The 21,098-nt window shown below is 61.5% G+C and carries 18 protein-coding genes, 1 tRNA gene and 2 pseudogenes; 11 read left to right on the forward strand and 10 right to left on the reverse strand.

Annotation, left to right across the window (positions count from 1 at the left end; translation table 11 throughout):
- The first annotated feature begins 7 nt into the window (after positions 1-7).
- The 5 genes from H610_RS0106800 to H610_RS0106820 all read left to right on the forward strand — a co-directional run bounded on the left by H610_RS0106800 (position 8) and on the right by H610_RS0106820 (position 7,390).
- The gene (locus tag H610_RS0106800; protein ID WP_028238984.1) at positions 8-1,837 is read left to right on the forward strand and encodes an AAA family ATPase; all 1,830 of its coding nucleotides are present in this window, start codon (positions 8-10) and stop codon (positions 1,835-1,837) included.
- 159 nt (positions 1,838-1,996) lie between these two features.
- Positions 1,997-3,730: an AAA family ATPase gene (locus H610_RS23380; protein ID WP_051231550.1), complete on the forward strand. Its 1,734-nt coding sequence runs from the start codon at positions 1,997-1,999 to the stop codon at positions 3,728-3,730.
- Positions 3,730-4,656 (forward strand): hypothetical protein, encoded by a 927-nt coding sequence (locus H610_RS25350; RefSeq protein ID WP_152529055.1) that lies wholly within the window; start codon positions 3,730-3,732, stop codon positions 4,654-4,656. The genes H610_RS23380 and H610_RS25350 overlap by 1 nt, the downstream gene beginning before the upstream one ends.
- Before the next feature lie 106 nt (positions 4,657-4,762).
- The gene (locus tag H610_RS0106815) at positions 4,763-6,733 is read left to right on the forward strand and encodes a nuclease-related domain-containing DEAD/DEAH box helicase (protein WP_084166387.1); all 1,971 of its coding nucleotides are present in this window, start codon (positions 4,763-4,765) and stop codon (positions 6,731-6,733) included.
- Between the two features lie 57 nt (positions 6,734-6,790).
- Positions 6,791-7,390: a hypothetical protein gene (locus H610_RS0106820; protein WP_152529056.1), complete on the forward strand. Its 600-nt coding sequence runs from the start codon at positions 6,791-6,793 to the stop codon at positions 7,388-7,390.
- A 375-nt stretch (positions 7,391-7,765) separates the two neighbouring features.
- Here H610_RS0106820 and H610_RS0106825 read toward each other — a convergent pair.
- A tRNA-Arg gene (locus H610_RS0106825) sits at positions 7,766-7,842 on the reverse strand.
- Positions 7,843-8,269: 427 nt separating this feature from the next.
- Between H610_RS0106825 and gabD the strand changes: the two genes are divergently transcribed.
- The 5 genes from gabD (at position 8,270) to H610_RS0106850 (ending at position 15,772) form a co-directional block, all read left to right on the forward strand.
- Positions 8,270-9,718 carry an NADP-dependent succinate-semialdehyde dehydrogenase gene (gabD, locus tag H610_RS0106830; RefSeq protein WP_028238987.1) on the forward strand — a complete coding sequence of 483 codons (1,449 nt, stop codon included), beginning with the start codon at positions 8,270-8,272 and terminating at the stop codon, positions 9,716-9,718.
- A gap of 134 nt (positions 9,719-9,852) precedes the next feature.
- Positions 9,853-11,043, forward strand: coding sequence for an HDOD domain-containing protein (locus tag H610_RS0106835; protein WP_028238988.1), 1,191 nt, complete (start codon positions 9,853-9,855; stop codon positions 11,041-11,043).
- 232 nt (positions 11,044-11,275) lie between these two features.
- The gene (locus H610_RS0106840) at positions 11,276-13,381 is read left to right on the forward strand and encodes a 3-hydroxyacyl-CoA dehydrogenase NAD-binding domain-containing protein (RefSeq protein WP_028238989.1); all 2,106 of its coding nucleotides are present in this window, start codon (positions 11,276-11,278) and stop codon (positions 13,379-13,381) included.
- A gap of 39 nt (positions 13,382-13,420) precedes the next feature.
- Positions 13,421-14,617 (forward strand): acyl-CoA dehydrogenase family protein, encoded by a 1,197-nt coding sequence (locus H610_RS0106845; RefSeq protein WP_028238990.1) that lies wholly within the window; start codon positions 13,421-13,423, stop codon positions 14,615-14,617.
- Between the two features lie 12 nt (positions 14,618-14,629).
- Positions 14,630-15,772: an acyl-CoA dehydrogenase family protein gene (locus tag H610_RS0106850; protein ID WP_028238991.1), complete on the forward strand. Its 1,143-nt coding sequence runs from the start codon at positions 14,630-14,632 to the stop codon at positions 15,770-15,772.
- A 273-nt stretch (positions 15,773-16,045) separates the two neighbouring features.
- On the opposite strand, the gene H610_RS23385 is transcribed toward H610_RS0106850, so the two are convergent.
- Positions 16,046-16,969: an alpha/beta hydrolase family protein gene (locus H610_RS23385; RefSeq protein ID WP_051231555.1), complete on the reverse strand. Its 924-nt coding sequence runs from the start codon at positions 16,967-16,969 to the stop codon at positions 16,046-16,048.
- Between the two features lie 99 nt (positions 16,970-17,068).
- Here H610_RS23385 and H610_RS0106860 point away from each other — a divergent pair, with 99 nt between their 5' ends.
- Positions 17,069-17,650 (forward strand): TetR/AcrR family transcriptional regulator, encoded by a 582-nt coding sequence (locus H610_RS0106860; RefSeq protein WP_028238992.1) that lies wholly within the window; start codon positions 17,069-17,071, stop codon positions 17,648-17,650.
- Positions 17,651-18,061: 411 nt separating this feature from the next.
- On the opposite strand, the gene H610_RS0106865 is transcribed toward H610_RS0106860, so the two are convergent.
- The 8 genes and pseudogenes from H610_RS0106865 to H610_RS24765 form a co-directional block, all read right to left on the reverse strand.
- Complete coding sequence (locus H610_RS0106865; RefSeq protein WP_028238993.1) at positions 18,062-18,847, reverse strand: IclR family transcriptional regulator; 786 nt, start codon at positions 18,845-18,847, stop codon at positions 18,062-18,064.
- 203 nt (positions 18,848-19,050) lie between these two features.
- Positions 19,051-19,257, reverse strand: a complete 207-nt coding sequence (locus H610_RS0106870; RefSeq protein ID WP_236614277.1) for a DUF2795 domain-containing protein — start codon at positions 19,255-19,257, stop codon at positions 19,051-19,053.
- 89 nt (positions 19,258-19,346) lie between these two features.
- Positions 19,347-19,694 (reverse strand): KGG domain-containing protein, encoded by a 348-nt coding sequence (locus H610_RS23390; protein WP_043237865.1) that lies wholly within the window; start codon positions 19,692-19,694, stop codon positions 19,347-19,349.
- A 118-nt stretch (positions 19,695-19,812) separates the two neighbouring features.
- Positions 19,813-19,938: pseudogene (locus tag H610_RS25920) on the reverse strand (KGG domain-containing protein); the annotation flags it as partial.
- Between the two features lie 66 nt (positions 19,939-20,004).
- On the reverse strand, positions 20,005-20,154 hold the full coding sequence (locus tag H610_RS25775) for a hypothetical protein (protein ID WP_169338851.1): 150 nt from the start codon (positions 20,152-20,154) through the stop codon (positions 20,005-20,007).
- An 8-nt stretch (positions 20,155-20,162) separates the two neighbouring features.
- Positions 20,163-20,387 carry a KGG domain-containing protein gene (locus H610_RS25355; protein ID WP_028238996.1) on the reverse strand — a complete coding sequence of 75 codons (225 nt, stop codon included), beginning with the start codon at positions 20,385-20,387 and terminating at the stop codon, positions 20,163-20,165.
- A gap of 70 nt (positions 20,388-20,457) precedes the next feature.
- The gene (locus tag H610_RS0106890) at positions 20,458-20,628 is read right to left on the reverse strand and encodes a hypothetical protein (RefSeq protein WP_028238997.1); all 171 of its coding nucleotides are present in this window, start codon (positions 20,626-20,628) and stop codon (positions 20,458-20,460) included.
- Positions 20,629-20,732: 104 nt separating this feature from the next.
- Positions 20,733-20,852 (reverse strand): annotated as a pseudogene (locus H610_RS24765) (Em GEA1 (EM1)); the annotation flags it as partial.
- Positions 20,853-21,098: the final 246 nt, after the last annotated feature.

A 21,098-nucleotide genomic window follows, 5' to 3' on the forward strand; every position in this document is an offset into this window, starting at 1 on the left:
AATCCCCATGCGCCTCAAATCCGTCAAACTCACCCATTTTCGCGGCTACCGCGCCACCACCGTCATTCCCATCGACGAAGCCATGACCGGCATCGTCGGCCGCAATGACTATGGCAAATCGACCATCCTCGAAGCCCTGGCCATCTTCTTCGAGAGCGGCGACGTCAAGGCCGACAAGAGCGATATGAACTGCTTCAGCCTGGCTGAGGGCGCCGAGCAGTTCGAGATTGCCTGTGAGTTTGACGGCCTGCCTGAAGCACTGGTGTTGGATGAGAATGCCGAGACTTCCTTGGCGCAGGAGTACCTGCTTAACGCCGAGGGCGCGCTGGAGATCGTCAAAACCTTCAAGGCCAGCACCGGCAAGCTGGAGCGAACCGCTATCCGCTGCCAGCACCCTGCGGATGAGGCGCTGGCTGGGTTGCTAAGCCTGAAAATGGCCGAACTGAAAAAGCTCGGTGAGCAGCAGGGCATTGCTGAGCAAGTGGCAGACAAGCGCGTGGCCTCACAGTGGCGGCAGGCTATCCGTGCGGCAGCACAGCCTATCGCCTGTCAGGAGATGCTGCTCGACGTCAGCAAAGGACTTTCGACTGACAGCAAATCTATCTGGGAAAAAATCGAGGCCCAGCTGCCCACCTTCGCCCTGTTCAAGGCGGATCGTGAAAGCAGCGATGGTGACGCCGAAGCCAAGAACCCCCTGCAGCAAGCGGTCAAGGAAGCCCAGGCTGCGCTGCAGAATGAAATCAGCGCACTGGAGCAGCAGATCGAAGCCAGCGTCCTCGATGTCGCCGCCCGCACCCTCGACAAGTTGCGGGAAATGGCTCCAGAGCTGGCCAACGAACTGACCCCACGCTTCAAGGAAAAGCCCAAGTGGAGTTTCAGCTTCACTCTGGATGGTGAGAATGGCATTCCGATCAACAAGCGCGGCAGCGGCGTGCGCCGCCTGATTCTGCTCAACTTCTTCCGCGCCGAGGCGGAGAAGGCGGTGGTGGGCTCCCAGCGTAATGTCATCTACGCCATCGAAGAGCCAGAAACCTCCCAGCACCCGAACTACCAGATGATGCTGATGAAGGCGCTGCTGGAACTTTCCAACCAGCCCAACCGGCAGATCATTGTCACCACCCACGTTCCCGCCCTGGCCGGCCTGATGCCCATCGACGGCATCCGCTATGTCACCAAGGACGAAAACGGCATCCCCTTCGTCAAGATGCCAGATAACGATGTGCTGAAAGAAGCGGCTGAGAGCCTTGGCGTATTGCCCGAGACGGGTATGGAGCGGGCAAAGGGCGTGGTGCTGGTTGAAGGCAAGTCAGACGTCACCTTCCTCCGCCATGCGGCCAATACCCTGAAGGCTGGCGGGCATCTCCAGTCCAGTCTTGAGGATGCCGGCATCGTTCCGATCCTGATTGGCGGCTGTGGCAGCGTGAAGCACTGGGTCACCCTCAATCTCGCCGATGACCTCGGGCTACCCTGGTGCGTGTTCCTGGACTCCGACATCGGCGGCAGCCCGGAGCAGGTCGCTTCAATCGCAAAGCGCAAACAGGAAGTCGAAGCACGCGGGCGCCCCTTCTACTCGACGCGCAAACGGGAAATCGAAAACTACCTGTGCCCTGACATGATTGATGCGAGAACCGGGGTTAGGGTGAATTTCACTGACACCTGCGACGCTAAGAAAATCATCGGCAAAGCGGTGGGTATTAAGGGTGATGATCTGATCGACAAGCTCTGGCCACACATGACCGCTGAACAAATTCTTCAGCGTTCGATGTACCAAGAGAGCGCTGAGCTGCGCTCGGAGCTGAAAGAGCTCGTTGAGAATTTGCTGGCTTTGGTTCCTTGAATCCCGAATGTTGTATGGCCCAGTCGAAAGCAGGCCTTGGTGGCTTTCATTCCCGCCAGGCAGCCGCTGCGCGAGCTCACGCATCGGCTGGGCCACTACTACCTAAAAATTACGAATAAGCCATTTGCCGGCTATAGGCCGAGCTAGAGCATAAAAGTCATGCGCATTACAGAAATAGCCCTCACCAACTTTCGCTCCTTTCAGGCCACCCAGGTTATCCCGCTTGCGCCGGTAACCTTGATGTTTGGGCCGAATAGCGTCGGCAAAAGCTCGGTGCTGCAGGCGTTGTTTTATCTGCAGCAAATCCTCGCCAAAGGCCACTGCGACCCGCAGCGAATTGATGTGCTGGGCGAAAAACACATCGGTGGCTTTGCCAGCTTGGTGAATGGTGGTGATCTGAATAAGCGCATTGCCATCAAGCTGCAGGTCGATAAGTCCGGCAGCATCGGGGCCAGCTACAACCAGCTGTACGAGCTCATCAACGAGGACCTTGGCCTCACCGTCGACAGCCCAACCGCCGATGCCGCACGCTTTGCTGTGGAGTTGCATATCGCCTGGTCTAAATCAGCCGAAACTGCCTATGTGGCCTGCTACAAGCTGTGGTTGGACGATACGCTGATCGCTGAGCTGACCAGCGATGCCGGGATGAAGCAGCCGGTGCTGGCCTGGCTCAATTATCAACATCCCGCTTTGCTGGCCGAACTTGATTTGGACGAAGCTCCGGAGCGCGAAGCCGAAGGCTTTGTAAGCGTCTTCCATGAGCTATTAAACGCTCAGCGTCCCACCCAGCAGGTTAGCCGCCGCGATTCCTGGCATTTGCCTGAAATGACCTTTGCCCATGCCGAGCTGGGTTTTAAAGGCTTTGCTGGCGCCTTACCGCTGCTGGGCAAGCGATTGGAAACAACCGTCGAACACGACGACCCGCGTATCACCACACGGCTGCATGAAATTCTCTCGGATGTGTTGGTAGCTCCGTTAGATAACCTGCTGACACTGCTTAATCAGAGTCTGTGCATCGGCCCGCTGCGCATGGTGCCCGATGCCTTGCGCCAGCCTAATCCTTACCCCGAGCAGAAAGACTGGTACAGCGGCGCGGCTGCCTGGGACGTAGTTAGTGCGCTCAGCCGCCAGCACAAAGCGCCCGCCTTGCTGGCCGAGATTAACCAGTGGATGGGGCATCTCGGCCTGGGCTACTCACTGCGTGCAAAGTCGGTGGTGAGCAAGGTGGTGTATTCCGGTGGTGACGACAGTCTGGGCGAGTTGCGCGCCATGCTCGATGCGCATGGCGATAAGCTTGAAATCAGCTTCAGCGGTGCTGATGAGGAAGGCAATCCGTCAGAGCAGAAAGCGCCTATAGACATGGAGAAGCTGAAAGCGCTTCTGCAGGAGCTAGCGCCTGATAGCGCTACCCCTAAGGGTGCCGTTATTGAGCAGGTGCGCAATCAATGGGCGTTGTGGGATGACGCGCGGCAGTGCGAGGTAGCCTTCTCCGAGGTTGGTGTGGGGATTTCACAGCTGTTTCCGCTGATTGTGGCGGCTGTGGTGGCGCGCCAGGGGCTTGTGACCTGCGAGCAGCCAGAGCTGCATGTGCATCCACGAATTCAGGTGGGCATAGGTGATTTGATCACCCAGGCCAATCGCCAATGCAGCTTCCTGATCGAGACCCATAGCGAACATCTGATCTTGCGGATTCAGCGGCGCATTCGCGAAAGCACAGAAGGCGAACTGCCTGATGGCCTGAAGCCGCTCGCACCTGAGGATGTGTCGATTATTTATCTCGATACGGCGGCAGGTGGGGTAAAGGCCAAGCGTATCGAAATTGATCGCGATGGCGAGTTCACCAGCCGTTGGCCCAATGGCTTTTTTGCTGAGCGCAGGGAGGAGCTTTTGTGATGATTTATGAGTATGCGCTTGAGCCGACTGTTCTAGCAGCCTGGGCATCAAATGATCGTGACTATGCGGAGTTTCTCCGCGAATACGGGTTGGGCACACCAAGACTAGTCAGTAGCTTTCCAAAGAAAAAGGTATCAAAACTTCGTAGCTACTTGCTTCAGCATAGTCCTCAAGATACCCAGTCACTATCTGGTCGGCGTTATATAGAAATGGTAAATAAGTTAACCGAATCCGTCGTTATTAGGGATGCGGCCGATCATAAAACTTCCGTTTGGTCGGAAGCTGTTGTCAGCGAAGACGATCGAGCCCCTTTCGGGGTGATTTTGTCTTCGTCTGCTATTTGCGCAAAAAACAACATCACTCCTGATAGCATGTACTTGCCAGGCAGCATCTGGAATCATTATAACCAATTAAATATACAGCGCACCAATGCAGGGCTTTTTTCCGTAGTTGGCAACCTGGTACGCCTATCTACAAAGTATATTGTGATTATCGATCCATTTGGCTGGTCGGATGAGGCTATAGGCTTTGTTCGATACATGATTAATTCTATCCATCCTAACCGCCTTACGGATGAAACTCCAAAGATAATTCTTTTTTATAAAGAGAAGCGTGGTGGCAAGAATTCTGGCAGTGGAAGCCCAGCAGCTGATCATGTCAAAGATCGTATTATGCAAGATTTAAACGGGGGGCTTGGAGGTCTGCAACTTGAAGTTTTTGAACTGAGGGAAGCAGCCGAAAGCGATGTTTTTCACAACCGTTGTATTCTGACGGAACATGGTGGCGTGTTAACAGGTCACGGTATTGGTGTTTCAAATAATGAAGCCCATACAGATGAAGTAATATTAATGAGGGCGGAAATTTATCAAAAAAAGCTGCTGCAGTTTATTGAGGAAAAATGCTTTGATGTTGTTTCAATGGCCTAGTGGATGGTAGATATTTGTGAGTGAGGAATTACCTGGCTGTAGCTTGGTGGCAAGCTTGAACAAGCAGTCATGATAATTATAAAAATAATTTCAGGGAAAGTCATGTATGGCGAAAGTCATTCCGGGAATTGAAAAGGCCAAGCTCTCCAAACAACCGCCAACCGAAGGAGAGCTATTTTTACTTGCTTACCTGGAAGAGTATTTCGACCCGGATGCTGAGGTTTACTTTCAGCCTTGCTTCAATGGTGAACGCCCTGATGTCGTAATCCTCAAAAAAGGGGTTGGTGCTATTATTGTGGAGGTCAAGGATTGGGATCTTTCCTACTACAGTGTTGATGCAAAAAATCAATGGCGCTTGGCGAAAAATCAGGCTCTATTGAGGTCACCTTTTGCTCAGGCGTTCTCCTACAAGCAGAACCTTTTTGAAGTGCACACAAACGGCCTGCTTGAAAAAAGTATGGCCAGCGAAACCTTTTACGGACTGATAAAGGTTTATGTGTACTTCCACAATGCTACAAAAAAAGAGATTGCAGCATTTTATCAGCCTGCAATAAGTGAGCTGCAAAGTGAACTGGACGAAGTTCAACAGGCGTTTCGTGAGAAAAAACTCGGGTATGATCAGTATGAGAAGAAGCGGCTGTATTTTGCCAACAAGATAAAACAGATTGATCGCGATGTGGGATCTTTAGCCATTGCGCGAGACTCGTTGAAAAAAATTGAATTCTCAGGTGGCAAGCAGAACCCAAGATTTGAGGAGAGCGTATATACAGAGCTCATGCGCCTGCTGCAGCCCCCATTCCATTACGCCAATGAAGGAAAGCCTATCCTCTACACAAAGCCACAAGCGCGGCTATCTGAGAGTGTTGAAGGCGCCCGGGTCAAGATATGCGGGGTGGCAGGGGCGGGCAAAACCTCAGTCTTGGCGAAGCGTGCGGTGAATGCGCACAGGCGACATGGCGAGCCTGTGTTGATACTTACATTCAACCTGACGCTTCGCATGTTCATCAGAGACAAAATTAGTGAGGTTCGCGAAGACTTCAATTGGGGGGCTTTCCATATAGTCAATTACCACAAGTTTATGAGTGCTGCTCTAAGCAGTGCTGGAGTCGATGTGAAGTTTCCAGAGGGCTTGGTGGACCCCAGTGCATACCTTGAAGAGCATTATTATTCGAATGAGACTGTTTTAGATAATTATGTTGCTGATAGGTACAAAACCATCCTTATTGACGAGGCTCAGGACTATAAGCCTGAGTGGCAACGAATCATAAGGAAGCATTTCCTGGCCGAAGGCGGTGAGATGGTTCTGTTTGCGGATGAGAAACAGAATATCTATGAGCGTGCTGTCGATGAAGAGAAAAGGGCAAGCATTATTTCCCCTTTTGGGCGCTGGCAGCACTTGTCTAAAAGCTTCAGGTATAAGCAGGATTCTCCGGTATTGCAGTTGTCTGTCGCCTTTCAGAAGCAGTTCCTTTCAGAAAAATATACTTTTGATGGGGATGAGTCTTATCAGCAAACCGCTTTTCTGCCAGGGATTGGGTTGAGTGCCGTAGGGACATGGTCAGCTGAGAGGTTGCTTGATGTTGCTGAGCTCATTATCGCTATTGCGAAGCGCGAAGGCATTCACCCGAATGACATTACCATTGTGTCGTCAAAGGAAGACGTTTTGAGGGAGGTCGATTTTGCAATCCGGACTGGGGCTCGTCATCAGGAGCGGACGATTACAAGCTTTGCTTCTAAGGAAGATGTTGAGAGGGTTCGCGGAAAAAGACTTGGGCGTGCTGAAGAAAAGAAGGAGTTGCGCAAGTTAAGCGCCAGCCGTAAGCAAGGCTTCAATCTGAATAGCGGCGTAATGAAGTTATCGACTCTTCATAGCTTTAAAGGTTTTGAATCGCCCACGGTCTTTATGATCGTTAACGATCTGGATGGGCCGGAGCTTGTTTACACTGGCTTAACTAGAGCAAAAGAGAATATTGTAGTGCTTTTGCCAAGTGGTAGTCGCTACTTTGATTTCTTTGCGCAGCATCTTGAAAACGTTAGCTCGCTTATGCAGCATTCAACTGCTGACTTGGATGGATAATATTTTTCATTTTGTACGTGGCGGTTGCTTTATTTCTTGGATTTTATATAGGTTTTTATGAAGAATTATGGAGCTCGATTTACTATTGCTGCAATGATCGCTGCAGCACCCTGCTTGGTCATGGGAGGATTCCCGCTGCTTGGTTATGCGCCGTGGGGGCGTACCAGCCTGGAGGTGGTTGTTTTCTTCGTAGTGGCTTATTCCGTCATCCATGTGCTTGTTGCGCTGCTGGTTATGCTGGTGACCCGAAAGTGGCGGGAATATTTCCCGGCCATCATGCTGGGTGTGCTTTTCGGCGGCCTTGCCGGTTTGCAGGCGGGAACAGCAATGAGAATGGAAGGCTATGAACGGGCGGGTGAGCGAGCTGCTGTTTTGGTCATTGCGATAGAGCATTACATTAAGGCAACCGGAGAGCCACCTGAGCGCTTGGTACAACTTGTACCTGATTTTGTCGAGGCGATCCCAGGCAGGCTGCCGCCACTTGAGATTGTAATGGGCGAGGCGGCTCTCAAAGGTTTCTATGGCAATCAATGGGCCCTGCTGTTCAAAGCGGGTAGTGGTTTGAACTGGGACCAACTTGTTTATTTACCAAAGCAGAATTACGACCAGGTCGAATCGAAAACCCTGCTGGGGCGCTGGGCATATCTCCACGAGTGATCATGTGTTTTTCGCTGCCGGCGCTGCCTGAGGGTGGCCGGCGGCGCTCAGCGCATCAGCAGGGACGGCTAAAGCCGGCCAGCAGTTCTCGGGCAAATGGCCGAACCATGCAACCTTGCTTAACAGAACAGAGCGTTGTGGCTGCAGCTCTTTAAGGCTAGTACTCAAAATCCCCGCTCGCAAAATAGGGGGCCAGACTTTGAGGCACGGTTTAGGCACAGAATTGGCACAGCCCGAAAATGAGTCGGAAAGGAGCGCTGCGGGCAGTACTCACCACAATCTGAGTATCCGCATGGAGATCAATTTTGAGAGATTAGCCAATCCGGGATCTGGATCGGCAGAGCCTTAGGAAAAGGCTTTTAAATCATACAGATATGGCGCACCAGGCGGGATTCGAACCCACGACCCCCGCCTTCGGAGGGCGGTACTCTATCCAGCTGAGCTACTGGTGCGTAATTGTTGCGGCGGCCTATTTGACCATTAGCTGACACCCTTCACAACTCGATGAGTATTGCCTTCGGAGGGCAGTACTCTATCCAGCTGAGCTACGGATGCACAGAGGGCGCCTATTTGACCACTTGCCGGCGCCTTTCTCAACCGGCTTCTTTCAAAGAGCGCTTTTGTTTTCAGGCACCTGCGTGCCGTCAGGTGGGCCAATGGCCGGCTTTTCGACATCAGGCCGGTCTATGAGTAGCCAACCGCCGCGCACATGCACTTGCCGCTGGCTTTTGCGCGGGCCTAGGATGAAGTGATTCGCCGATCAGGCCAGGCCGGGAACCTCTTCCGGTCGTCGCCGTTCCCACGCCTGTCGCGACTTTTCCCTGGCGGGCGCCGCCCCGCGCTTACGCAGCAAGACGCTGCGGCTTCGAGGAGACTGCCATGCAACTCAAAGACACTTCGCTGTTCCGCCAGCAGGCGTATATCGACGGCACCTGGCAGGACGCGGACAGCGGCCAGACGATCCAGGTGAACAACCCCGCCAGCAACGAGATCCTCGGCAGCGTGCCGAAGATGGGCGCGGCCGAGACCCGTCGCGCCATCGACGCCGCCGAGCGGGCGCTGCCGGCCTGGCGCGACCTGACTGCCAAGGAGCGCTCGCAGAAGCTGCGCCGCTGGTACGAGCTGATGATGGAGAACCAGGACGACCTGGGCCGCCTGATGACCCTGGAGCAGGGCAAGCCGCTGGCCGAGGCCAAGGGCGAGATCGCCTATGCCGCCTCCTTCATCGAGTGGTTCGCCGAGGAGGCCAAGCGGGTCTACGGCGACACCATCCCGGCGCACCAGAAGGACAAGCGCATCCTGGTGATCAAGCAGCCGATCGGCGTCACCGCGGCGATCACGCCCTGGAACTTCCCGGCGGCGATGATCACCCGCAAGGCCGGCCCGGCGCTGGCCGCCGGTTGCACCATGGTACTCAAGCCGGCCAGCCAGACGCCGTTCTCGGCGCTGGCGCTGGCCGAGCTGGCCGAGCGCGCCGGCATTCCCAGGGGCGTGTTCAGCGTGATAACCGGCTCGGCCGGCGAGATCGGCGACGAACTGACCCGCAACCCGACGGTGCGCAAGATTTCGTTCACCGGCTCCACCGAGGTCGGCGCCAAGCTCATGGCCCAGTGCGCGCCGGGGATCAAGAAGGTCTCGCTGGAACTGGGCGGCAACGCGCCATTCCTGGTGTTCGACGACGCCGACCTGGACGAGGCGGTCAAGGGCGCCATGCAGTCCAAGTACCGCAACGCCGGGCAGACCTGCGTGTGCGTCAACCGCCTGTACGTGCAGGATGGCGTGTACGACGCCTTCGCCGAGAAGTTCAAGGCGGCGGTGGAGAAGCTCAAGGTCGGCAACGGCCTGGAGGAAGGCGTGGACATCGGCCCGCTGATCGACGACCGCGCCGCGGCCAAGGTCAGGGAGCACATCGAGGACGCCACCGGCCGTGGCGCCCGGCTGCTCACCGGCGGCAAGGCGCACCAGCTGGGCGGCAGCTACTTCGAGCCGACGCTGATGGTGAATGTGCCGCACGACGCCAAGGTGGCCAGGGAGGAGACCTTCGGCCCGCTGGCCCCGCTGTTCCGCTTCAAGGACGAGGCCGAAGGCATCGCCCTGGCCAACGACACCGAGTTCGGTCTGGCCGCCTACTTCTACGCCCGTGACCTGGGCCGGGTGTTCCGCGTCGCCGAGGCGATCGAGTCGGGGATGATCGGCATCAACACCGGGCTGATCTCCACCGAGGTGGCGCCCTTCGGCGGGGTGAAGTCGTCCGGCCTCGGCCGCGAAGGCTCCAAGTACGGCATCGAGGATTACCTCGAGATCAAGTACCTCTGCCTGGGCCTGTAAGCGGCGTTAGACGAAACGGCATCCCGGCGGATGCCGTTTCGCATTCCGAGGCGTGCGCCATTCTTGTCGCAGGTCAGTAACGGCACGGAAGTGAATTGTTAGACTTGCGTCACACTTTTCGCTCCGAGCCCCCCGTGCATCCCTCCGCCTTGCCCCTCGTGCTGATCGCCCATCCCGACCCCGCCAGCCGTGAGCTGATCGAGGCGCAGGTGCGTGCGCTGCAGCCGGGCGCGCGCGTCCAGGCCAGCGCCGACGGGGCCTCGGTTCTCGCAGGGGAGCAGACGCAGGCGGCCGACCTGCTGATCGTCGCCGCGGCGCTGAGCGACATGCGCGGCCTCGACCTGCTGCGCGAGCTGCGCCGGCGCGCGCCGGCCCGGCGGGCGAGCTGCCTGCTGGTAGACGCCGAAGCCGACAGCGCCAGCGTGCGCGAGGCCCTGCCGCTCGGTTTGAGCGCCTACCTGACCCGGCCGCTGTCGGCCGAGCAGCTCGGCCGGCGCCTGCGCAGCGCCTTGCCGCAGGCCAGCGAGCAGGCGGCGGTTCCGCCGCTGAGCGACTACCTGCACGACAGGCGCACCGACAACCAGGGTGCCCCGCTGCTGGCCGACATTCGGGCGGCCGTGGCCCAGTGCCTGCGTGCCGACCGCTGCGACCTCGGCGAGCTGGAGGAATCGTTCGCCGGCGAGCCGCAGATCGCCGCACGCCTGATCAGCGTGGCCAACAGCGCGGCGAACTACCAGGGCGCCGCCTGCCAGAGCCTGGCACACGCGCTGCCGCGACTGGGCGTCAAGCGAGCGCTGAACCTGGTGCTGTCGCTGGCCATCCAGCGCAACGCGCGGCTGGCCGACGAACGCCTGCTGCGCCAGGCCCGGGCCGCCACCGGGCAGGCGCAGCGGGCCGCCGAGCTGGCGCTGTGGCTGGCCCAGCGGCTCGGGCTCGACGGCGAGAGCTGCTACACCGCCGGGCTGCTGCAGAACATCGGCGAACTGGCCCTGCTGCGCGTGCTGCAGGACTGGCTCGACGCCGGCGGCGAGCTGGACGAGCCGACCCTCGAACGGCTGCTGGCCGAGCACGCCGCCGGCTTCGGCTCGGCGCTGCGTGCCCAGTGGCGCCTGCCGCTCGGGCTGCGGCAGCTCATCGCCGCCTACTATGCGCTGGGCGCCGGGGTGTTCTCGCGCGAGGCGCTGCTGCTCAACCTGACCCGCCAGCTGGTCGAGCTGCCCGAGGGGCAGGCCCCGGCGAGCCTGGCGGACGAGCGCGCCGTGCGCCTGCTGCGCCTGGACCTCGCGCTGCTCGACGATGCGCCGCTGATACCCGCCCGCAGCTGACCTGGCCCTCGCTGCCGTCAAAGGTGCGCGCCCCTACGGTCTGGTGCGCGGCGCACAGCTCCTGAGCGCCGGTTTTTCCTTCCTGTCGTCCTAAGCTGTTCATTTGATCGGCGAGGCCGCCGTGCGTGTTTCGGCCCCTCGACAGATAGAAATGGCTCTATTATTCTGCTGTGCGAAACATGGTTTCGTGAAAATAAATCCAATTAATGATCCCCTAGAAGCGGAGGCTGCCATGTCCGACGTCGTTCGGCTCGAACGCCGGGGCGCGATCGCCCTCATCACGGTCAACAACCCACCGGTCAATGCGCTAGGCGTCGCGGTACGCCAGGGCCTGCTGGAGGCCTTCCGGGCCGCCGAGGCCGACGCCGAGGTGCGCGCCGTCGCGCTGGTCTGCGAGGGCAACACCTTCATCGCCGGGGCGGACATCAAGGAGTTCGGCAAGCCGCCGCAGGCGCCGAGCCTGCCGGACGTGATCGCGTTCATCGAAGGGGCGAGCAAGCCCAGCGTCGCGGTGATCCACGGCACCGCGCTCGGCGGCGGGCTGGAAGTGGCACTCGGCTGCCACTACCGGATCGCCCGGGGCGACGCCAAGGTCGGCCTGCCGGAAGTGAAGCTCGGCCTGCTGCCGGGCGCCGGCGGCACCCAGCGCCTGCCGCGCCTGGCCGGGGTGGCCAAGGCGCTGGACATGATCGTCAGCGGCCAGCCGATCGGCGCGGCCGAGGCGGTCGAGCACCACATCGTCGACGAGCTGTTCGAGGGTGATCTGGTCGAGGCCGGCCTGGCCTACGCCCACCGCATGGTCGAGGAAGGCCGCGCGCCGCGTCGCACCGGCGAGCAGACCCGCGGCCTGGAGGGCGCCGACAACGAGGCGCTGATCGCCGCCAGGCACGCCGAGGTGGCCAAGCGCATGCGCGGGCTGTTCTCGCCGCTGCGTTGTATCGCTGCCGTCGAGGCCGCAACCAGGCTGCCGCTGGCCGAGGGCCTCAGGCGCGAGCGCGAGCTGTTCGCCGAATGCCTGCAGTCGCCGCAGCGCGCGGCGCTGGTGCACAGCTTCTTTGCCGAGCGCCAGGCGAGCAAGATCGCCGACCTGCCGGCCGACGCGAAACCGCGCGAGATCAGGTCGGCCGCGGTGATCGGCGGCGGCACCATGGGCGTCGGCATCGCCCTGTGCTTCGCCAACGCCGGGCTGCCGGTCAAGCTGCTGGAAATCGACGACGCGGCGCTCGGCCGCGCCCTGCAGCGCGCCCGCGACACCTATGGCGCCAGCGTCAAGCGCGGCAGCCTGAGCGAGGAGGCCATGGAGAAGCGCCTCAAGCTGGTCGAGGGCGTGACCGACTACGCCACGCTGGCCGAGGTCGATCTGGTCATCGAGGCGGTGTTCGAGGACATGGGTGTCAAGCAGCAGGTGTTCGAGAAGCTCGACGCGGTCTGCAGGCCCGGCGCGATCCTGGCGAGCAACACCTCGTCGCTGGACGTCAACCAGATCGCCGCCTTCACCAGGCGCCCCGAGGACGTGGTCGGCCTGCACTTCTTCAGCCCGGCCAACGTCATGCGCCTGCTGGAAGTGGTGCGCGGCGAGAAGACCAGTCACGAGGTGCTGGCCACCGCCATGGCCATTGGCAAGAAGCTGAAGAAGGTCTCGGTGGTGGTCGGCGTCTGCGACGGCTTCGTCGGCAACCGGATGATCTTCCAGTACGGCCGCGAGGCGGAGTTCCTGCTGGAGGAGGGCGCCACGCCGCAGCAGGTCGACGGCGCGCTGCGCAACTTCGGCATGGCCATGGGCCCGTTCGCCATGCGCGATCTCTCCGGGCTGGACATCGGCCAGGCGATCCGCAAGCGCCAGCGCGCGACCCTGCCGCCGGACCGCGACTTCCCCACCGTCTCCGACAGGCTCTGCGAGGCCGGCATGCTCGGGCAGAAGACCGGCGCCGGCTACTACCGCTACGAACCGGGCAACCGCACGCCGCTGGAGAACCCGGACCTGGCGCCGATGCTCGAAGCCGCCTCGCGCGAGAAGGGCGTCGAGCGCCGCACGCTGGACGAGGCGTACATCATCGAGCGGACGATCTACGCGCTGGTGAACGAGGGCGCGAAGATCCTCGAGGAAGGCATCGCCCAGCGCTCGAGCGACATCGACGTGATCTACCTCAACGGCTATGGCTTCCCGGCGTTTCGCGGCGGGCCGATGTTCTACGCCGACAGCGTCGGGCTCGACACCGTGCTGGCGAAGGTCAAGGAACTGCACGCGCGTTGCGGCGACTGGTGGAAGCCGGCGCCGCTGCTGGAAAGACTCGCTGCCGAAGGGCGCAGGTTCTCGGACTGGCAGCCCGGCCAGTGAGCCGCTGCCACCACTGCTGAACGTACAGAGGATGCATTCATGAACGTCAATTACACGGCCGAAGAGCTCGCCTTCCGAGACGAGGTTCGCGCCTTCCTGTCCAGCGAACTGCCGCAGGACATCGCCGCCAAGGTCAAGCTCGGCAAGCACCTGAGCAAGGAAGATCACCAGCGCTGGCAGCAGATCCTGTCGAAGAAGGGCTGGTACGCGCCCGGTTGGCCGGTGGAGCTGGGCGGCACTACCTGGGGTCCGGTGGAAAAGCACATCTTCGACGAGGAGTGCGCCGCCTTCGGCGCGCCGCGCACCATCCCGTTCGGGGTCAACATGGTGGCCCCGGTGATCATCAAGTTCGGCACCCAGGCGCAGAAGGACCACTACCTGCCGCGCATCCTCTCGGGCGAGGACTGGTGGTGCCAGGGCTATTCCGAGCCGGGCGCCGGCTCGGATCTCGCGAGCCTCAAGACCCGCGCCGTGCGCGACGGCGACCACTACATCGTCAATGGCCAGAAGACCTGGACCACCCTCGGCCAGCACGCCAACATGATCTTCTGCCTGGTGCGCACCGACCCGGAAGCCCAGCAGCAGCGCGGCATCAGCTTCCTGCTGATCGACATGACCAGCCCCGGCATCAGCGTACGCCCGATCATCACCCTCGACGGCGACCACGAGGTCAACGAGGTGTTCTTCGACAACGTCAGGGTGCCGGTGGAGAACCTGGTCGGCGAGGAGAACAAGGGCTGGACCTGCGCCAAGTACCTGCTGACCCACGAGCGCACCGGCCTGGCCGGTATCGGCGCCTCCAAGGCGGCGCTGGCGCACCTCAAGCGCATCGCCATGAAGGAAACCGCCGGCGGCCAGCCGATGCTGGAGGACCCGCTGTTCCGCGCCCAGGTCGCGGAAGTGGAGATGCAGCTGATGGCCATCGAGATGAGCACCCTGCGCATCCTCGCCGCGGCGAAGGAAGGCGGCGTCCCCGGCGCCGAGTCGTCGATCCTCAAGGTCAAGGGCACCGAGATCCGCCAGGCGATCACGAACCTGCTGCGCAAGGTGATCGGCCCCTACGCGCTGCCGTTCCTCGAGGAGGAGCTTGAGCTCGACTACCAGGGCGAGCCGCTGCATGCCGACTACAGCCCGTCGCTGGCCGGCCACTACTTCAACATGCGCAAGCTGTCGATCTTCGGCGGCTCCAACGAAATCCAGAAGAACATCGTCTCGAAGATGATTCTCGAGCTGTAAGGAGGCACCGCCATGGACTTCAGACTGACCGAAGAACAGCAGATGCTGCAGGACACCGCGGCGCGCCTGGTGCGTGACGCCTATCCGTTCGAGCAGCGCGAGAAATACCGCGAGAGCGAGCAGGGCTTCTCCGTCGAGTTCTGGAACCAGCTCGGCGAGCTGGGCCTGACCGCCGTGCCCTTCGCCGAGGAGTTCGGCGGCTTCGGCGGCAGCGGCGTGGAAACCATGCTGGTGATGACCGAACTGGGCCGCGGCCTGACGCTCGAGCCCTACCTGCACTCGGTGGTGTTCGGCGGCGGGCTGGTCGCCCAGCTCGGCAGCGACGCGCAGAAGCAGGACCTGCTGCCGCAGGTGGCCTCGGCCGCGCTGCAGCTGGCGGTGGCCTTCGAGGAGCTGCAGAGCCACTACCAGCTCAATGACGTGCAGACCCGCGCCGAGGCGGCCGGCGACGGCTACCGGCTGTCAGGGCGCAAGGCGGTGGTCATCGGCGGGCACAGCGCCGGCAAGCTCATCGTCTCCGCACGGGTCGGCGGCCGTCGCTTCGACGAGCAGGGCATCGGCCTGTTCCTGGTCGACCCGAATGCCGAGGGCGTCAGCCGCCGGGCGTACCCGACCATCGACGGGCGCATGGGCTGCGAGCTGTTCCTCGACGGGGTAAAGGTCGCTGCCGACGCGGTACTCGGCGAGCCGGGCAGCGTCTTCGCCGCGCTGCAGTATCAGCAGGGCCGGGCCATCGCCGCGCAGTGCGCCGAGGCGCTGGGCAGCATGCAGGAGGCCTGCAAGCTGACGCTGGACTACCTGAAGACGCGCAAGCAGTTCGGCGTGCCGATCGGCAAGTTCCAGGTCCTGCAGCACCGCATGGTGGACATGCAGACCGAGCTGGAGCAGGCCACCAGCATGGCGATCCTCGCCGCGACCTTTGCCGACGGCGAGGACAACGACGACCGCCGCCGCGTGCTCGCCGCCGCCAAGTACGTCTGCGCCCGCGCCGGCCGCAAGATCGCCGAGGAAGCCATCCAGCTGCACGGTGGCATCGGCATGACCTGGGAATACAACCTGGCCCACCACGCCAAGCGCCTGGTGATGATCGGCCACGAGTTTGGCGACGAGGATCATCACGTCAAGGCATTCTCCAGGCTGCTGCAGGTGGCCTGAGGCGTTCCCAGCGTTAAGAGAAACCGGGCCCGGCGCCCGGTTTTTTCATGCCCGGACGCCGGCCTTGTTCGATCTCGGTGAGCGGAGCGTGGGCGGGCAGCAGGTAGGGTGGGCTTCAGCCCACCAGCGGCGACACTGCCACAATCCCAGACTCCCGTCGTACCGGCGCAGGCCGGTGCCCAGCGGGGCGACGCCCAAGCGTCGCGATCGTGCGTGGCTGCAGGCCAGCCCCGGTGCAGGCCACCTGGGCCCCGGCCTTCGCCGGGGCGACGTTCAGTGCAGGCCTGGCGCCAGTTGCGCATCGCCGGGCTCGGCCGCCGCCTGCCCGGCATCGCCGCGGCGCAGCTCCGGCAGCAGATAGCCGGCCCACAGGCTGTCGGCGAACGCCTGGCGGAAGAAACCGAAATGACCGATGCGCGCCACGCCCAGATCCTGCGGCGCGATGCGCCGGCTGCGCAGCGGCGCGCCGCAGTAGAAGCCGTGCAGGGACTCGGTGTTGCGCGCCGACATCATCTCGTCGTCGCTGAACGACAGCGAGGTGACCGGCGTGCGCACGCTGGCGAAGGCCTGGCGCACCGGCTCGCCTTCGGCGCCGACCAGATACTCCGGGTCCAGGCACCAGCGCCGCCACTGGCGGATGACGCCGCGCGGCAGGTCGCCGACCGCACCGATGCGGCTGCCGGGGAAGTAGCCGGCGATCGCCGTCAGCAGCGGCGCCAGGCCGTGCCAGAGCAGCCAGGCCTGGCGCCGGATCTGCGGGCTGTTCTCGCGCCAGTAGCCGCTGCCCACGGCCACGGTGACGATCCGGGCGAGGCGCTCGTGGCCGCGCACCAGCGGCACGATCTGACCGCCCAGGCTGTGGCCGATCCAGTACAGCGGGGCGTCGCCGGCGGCTTGCGCGAGGCTGGCGAGCATGGCGCTGCAGTCGTGCCGCGCCCAGTCGAAGATGTCCACCTCCAGCTGCCGCAGCGGCCCGCGCCGCGACAGGCCCATGCCGGCGTAGTCGAAGGTGACCGTCAGATAGCCCTGCCCGGCGAGCCAGCCGGCGAAACCGGCGTAGAAGCGCTGCTCCACGCCCATCGCCGGGGCGAGAAGCACGGCGCCATGCAGGCGCCCGGCGGGGTGATACCAGTGGCTGGCCAGGCTCTGGCCGTTGCCGTTGTCGATCGTGCGCGCCTGGGGCTGTATCGTCGCCATGCTGTTGTTCTCCGGCTTCATCCGCGACTGCGATCGGGGCAGTATAGGAGGACCAGAATGAAATTCTAGAAAAATATTCTAGTCTGATCAGGAGCCCGCATGGCGCGTAGTGCCCGCAAGCAGCAGATCCTCCAGGCGGCGCTCGCCTGCTTCACCGAGCAAGGCGTGGAAGCCACCACCATCGAGATGATTCGCGACCGTTCCGGCGCCAGCATCGGCAGCCTCTACCATCATTTCGGCAATCGCGAGCGGATCATCGGCGTGCTCTACCTGGAGGGCATCGGCGAATACGCGGCGCGGCTGGAAGCCGGGCTGATCGAGACGCTCGAGCCGGAGGCCTGCGTGAAGCTGTTCGTCAGCGGCTACATCGACTGGGTGGTGGCCAACCCGGACTGGGCGCGCTTCATCCTGCACAACCGCGGGCGGGTCGAGGCGGGGGAAATGGGCGAACAGCTGCGCGAGTTCAACCGCGAGCATGGCCGGCGCATCGCCGGCATCCTGCGTCGGCACCGCGACGCCGGCGCGTTCAAGCCGCTGCCGAAGGAATGTTTCGTCTCGGTGGTGATCGGACCGGCGCAGGACATGGCGCGCAACTGGCTGGCCGGCCGCAGCAAGACGGCGCTGGCCGAGTACCGCGACCTGCTGGCGCAGATCGCCTGGGACAGCGTGCGCCAGCATTGACCCTGCACCGATCGCCGGTGCGTAGCTCGGGTTGATGGTGGCGAAGCCCAACGGGCGCGGTATCAGGCGCGAACCGGTGGTGTGTTTGGCTTCGGCACGGTGTGCCTCAGCTCACCTTACGGTCTCACTGCTCCGTCACCCCGGCGCGGCGTTCAGAGGGCTAGCAGCAGGGCGTGGGCCTGGAACCGACGCCCGGGCGTTGCCCCCCTGGGTACCGGCCTGCGCCGGTACGACGGTGTTTGGGGTGCCTTGCCGATGTCCGTGCCTTGGCCCGACACGGTGGGCAACAGGATCCACCTAGGTACAAGGCTGACACCATGACCGTCGCCCCGGCTCAGGCCGGGGCCCAGGGGCTTGCACGGGGCAGGGTCTGGCAACGAACGCGAAGGCGACGCTCAGCTCGGAGGGCGATCAGACGCCGAGGCTTTCGATGTCGCGCGCGAGCATTTCCAGCTGGTGGGCCAGCGAGCCCTTGAGGGTCTCGGCGTCGAGCTGGAAGGAGGGTGCGCCGCAGGTCAGCGCCATGATGCTGCCGTCGGACAGGTGCAGCGGCACGCCGGCGGCCATCACGTTGCGGTCCCACTCGCCGAGCGAGAGGCAGAAGCCGGTGCGCTCGAATTCCTCGAAGGAGACTTCCAGCGAGGCCTTCATCGCCTCCCAGCCGTCCTCGTACTTGTCGGCGAGCAGCGCCATCAGGTGCTCGCGTTCCTTTTCCGGGGTAGCGGCCAGGTAGGCGCGGCCGGCGGCGGTGGTCGCCAGCGGCAGGCGCACGCCGGCGTCCATGCGCAGGCTGGTGAGTTCGGCGGGGCGGCAGTTCTCGACGTAGATCATCGACAGCCGGTCGCGGCAGGTCAGGCCCACGCTGGTGTTGGTGCGGCGGGCGAACTCGTCCATGTACGGCTTGGCCAGCTGGCGCACGCGCAGGTTGGAGACGTAGGCGTAGCCGAGGGCGAGCACGCCGGAGTCGAGCTGGTACTTCTCCAGCTGCTGCGAGTAGCTGAGGTAGCCGAGCTTGGTCAGCGTGTAGGTCATGCGCGAGACGGTCGGCTTGGGCAAACCGGTGATGCGGGCGATGTCCTGGTTGCCCATGACCACCGAGCCGTGGGTGAAGGCACGCAGCACGTCCAGCCCCCGGGCGAGGGCCTCGACGAACTTCCGGTCCTTGGGGTTGCTGCTGTCTTCGAGTTCGGCGCTCATGATGGATGTCGCAAGGATGGTGGTTCGGCGGCGCACCATAGCAGATCGCCGGCCTGCTGGCTGGCGGCGCCTGTGCGTTTTGTCGATTGTAGCCAGCGAATCCGCGTATTGCGATAACTGATTTCGCAATGCGGAATACGAGGGGGTGAAAGGAGCGTTCGTTCGAAGGCGAGCCGGGCGCCTGGCGCCCGGCATTCGAGGGATCAGTGCGAATCGCCGTAGCCTTGCATGATGCCGGCCATGTCGGTGTATTCGTCGTCGGGCATGTTCTTGATCGATTCCAGGACCTCCGAATCCGCGCCGTTGTTCTTGGCCTGCTGGATGAGGTCGTCCTTGGATGCCGGGAAATCGATGCCCTTCAGATGATGCGCGATGTTCGACGGGGAATGCCCGCCCATGCCACGTGCCATGATGGTTCCTCCGAGACGATCGATAAAAGGCCCGGCGAGAAAACTCCCGCCGGGCCGTTCAGGCCGAGGGCCTGCTCACGAAGCAGTCATTACTTGCCTTCGGTCTTCTTGCCCTCTTCGACCAGTTCGCGAACGCGCTGGCCGCCCTTCTGGCCGAGTTCCGAATAGCCTTCCGGGCCGAGCTGCTCTTTACGCGCTTCCCCGCCCATCTTGCCCATTTCGGAATAGCCTTCCGGACCGAGCTGCTCTTTGCGGGTCTCGCCGCCTTTCTGGCCCATTTCGGAATAGCCTTCGGTGCCGAGCTGCTCTTTGCGGGTTTCACCGCCTTTCTTGCCGATCTCGGAATAACCTTCCGGGCCGAGCTGCTCTTTACGGATTTCGCCGCCTTTCTGTCCGGCTTCGCTTACCGACATGCTGCCTTTGTCTTTATCAGCCATGGTTGTTTCTCCTGCTTCAATGGAAATAACGGAAGTCGAGGTTCGCTATGAATCAGCTATTGCCTTCGGACTTCTTGCCTTCATTGATAAGTTCGCGAGTGCGCTGGCCACCTTTCTGGCCGCCGGCTTCTCCGCCCTTTTGACCGATCTCTTGATAGAACTCGCGGTCGTGGGTGGAAGAGGTGGCTTGGCCACCTTTCTTGCCAGCTTCGCTTACACTCATCTTGCCTTTTGAATCAGCCATGTTTTCACCTCGCTTGCGGTTGGTGGACAAACTTAATAAGTTGCAAATGCCAACTTGGCTAGTTGTTCAGCGCTTCTGTTCGTTCCGGCGGCTACTGCTGGAAGTCGACCGTTCGGTCTGCTTGCCTTCTTCGACAAGCTCCTTGACGCGCTGGCCACCTTTATGGCCCGCTTCGTTAACGCTCATGCCGGATTGTTTCTTGTCTCGGTCAGCCATTACTCACCTCATTTACCTTCGGTTTTCTTGCCTTCCTCGACCAGTTCGCGAACACGCTGCCCACCTTTTTGGCCGAGTTCCTGGTAGCCTTCGTGCCCCAGTTCCTGCTTGCGAGTTTCGCCGCCTTTCTTGCCGATCTCGGAATAGCCTTCCGGCCCGAGCTGCTCTTTGCGGGTTTCACCGCCCTTCTGGCCGGCCTCGCGTACGCTCATGTCGCCTTTGTTCTGTGCCATGTTCTGTACTCCTGCTGGTTTACCAGGGCGGCAGCGCCAATCGGCGCGGTGCCGCGTGGTGGGGGCACTGTCAGGACTTGCCCTGGGTCTTCTTGCCTTCCTCGACCAGTTCGCGGACGCGTTGCCCGCCTTTCTGGCCGAGCTCCTGGTAGCCCTCGTGCCCCAGTTCCTGCTTGCGGGTTTCGCCGCCTTTCTTGCCGGCTTCGCCTACGCTCATGTTGCCTTTCTGTTTGTCAGCCATTTCGGTTCTCCCGTCGCTGTTGGTTGGGTAATTCAAGAAGTCGATTACTTGCCTTCGGACTTCTTGCCTTCGTCAACCAGTTCGCGGACGCGCTGGCCACCTTTTTCGCCACCCTTTTGCCCGATTTCTTCATAAAACTCACGGCCATGGGTTGCGGAAGTTGTTTCGCCGCCCTTTCGGCCGGCTTCGCTAACACTCATGTTGCCTTTCTGTTTGTCAGCCATTTCGTCTCTCCTCTTAATTGCCGGTCAGAACGTTCTGGCCTTCAGTAAATGCAGCGGTCGTAGGGTATGGAAGGCGGGCGTGGCTGGGAGTTCAACCTATTTCAGGGGCGGCTCGGTATCCTGACGAGTGGTATCTATCACTCTGATATGAAAGTGATTTCAGGATAAACGGCGAATTAGCGCGCAGGTCGCAGTGCGTGCGTATTTAAACGAAGCGGAAATTGTCTGGCGTCATGCTGGCCCATT

The sequence above is a fragment of the Stutzerimonas azotifigens DSM 17556 genome (genome assembly GCF_000425625.1).
GTDB classification, from domain to species: domain Bacteria; phylum Pseudomonadota; class Gammaproteobacteria; order Pseudomonadales; family Pseudomonadaceae; genus Stutzerimonas; species Stutzerimonas azotifigens.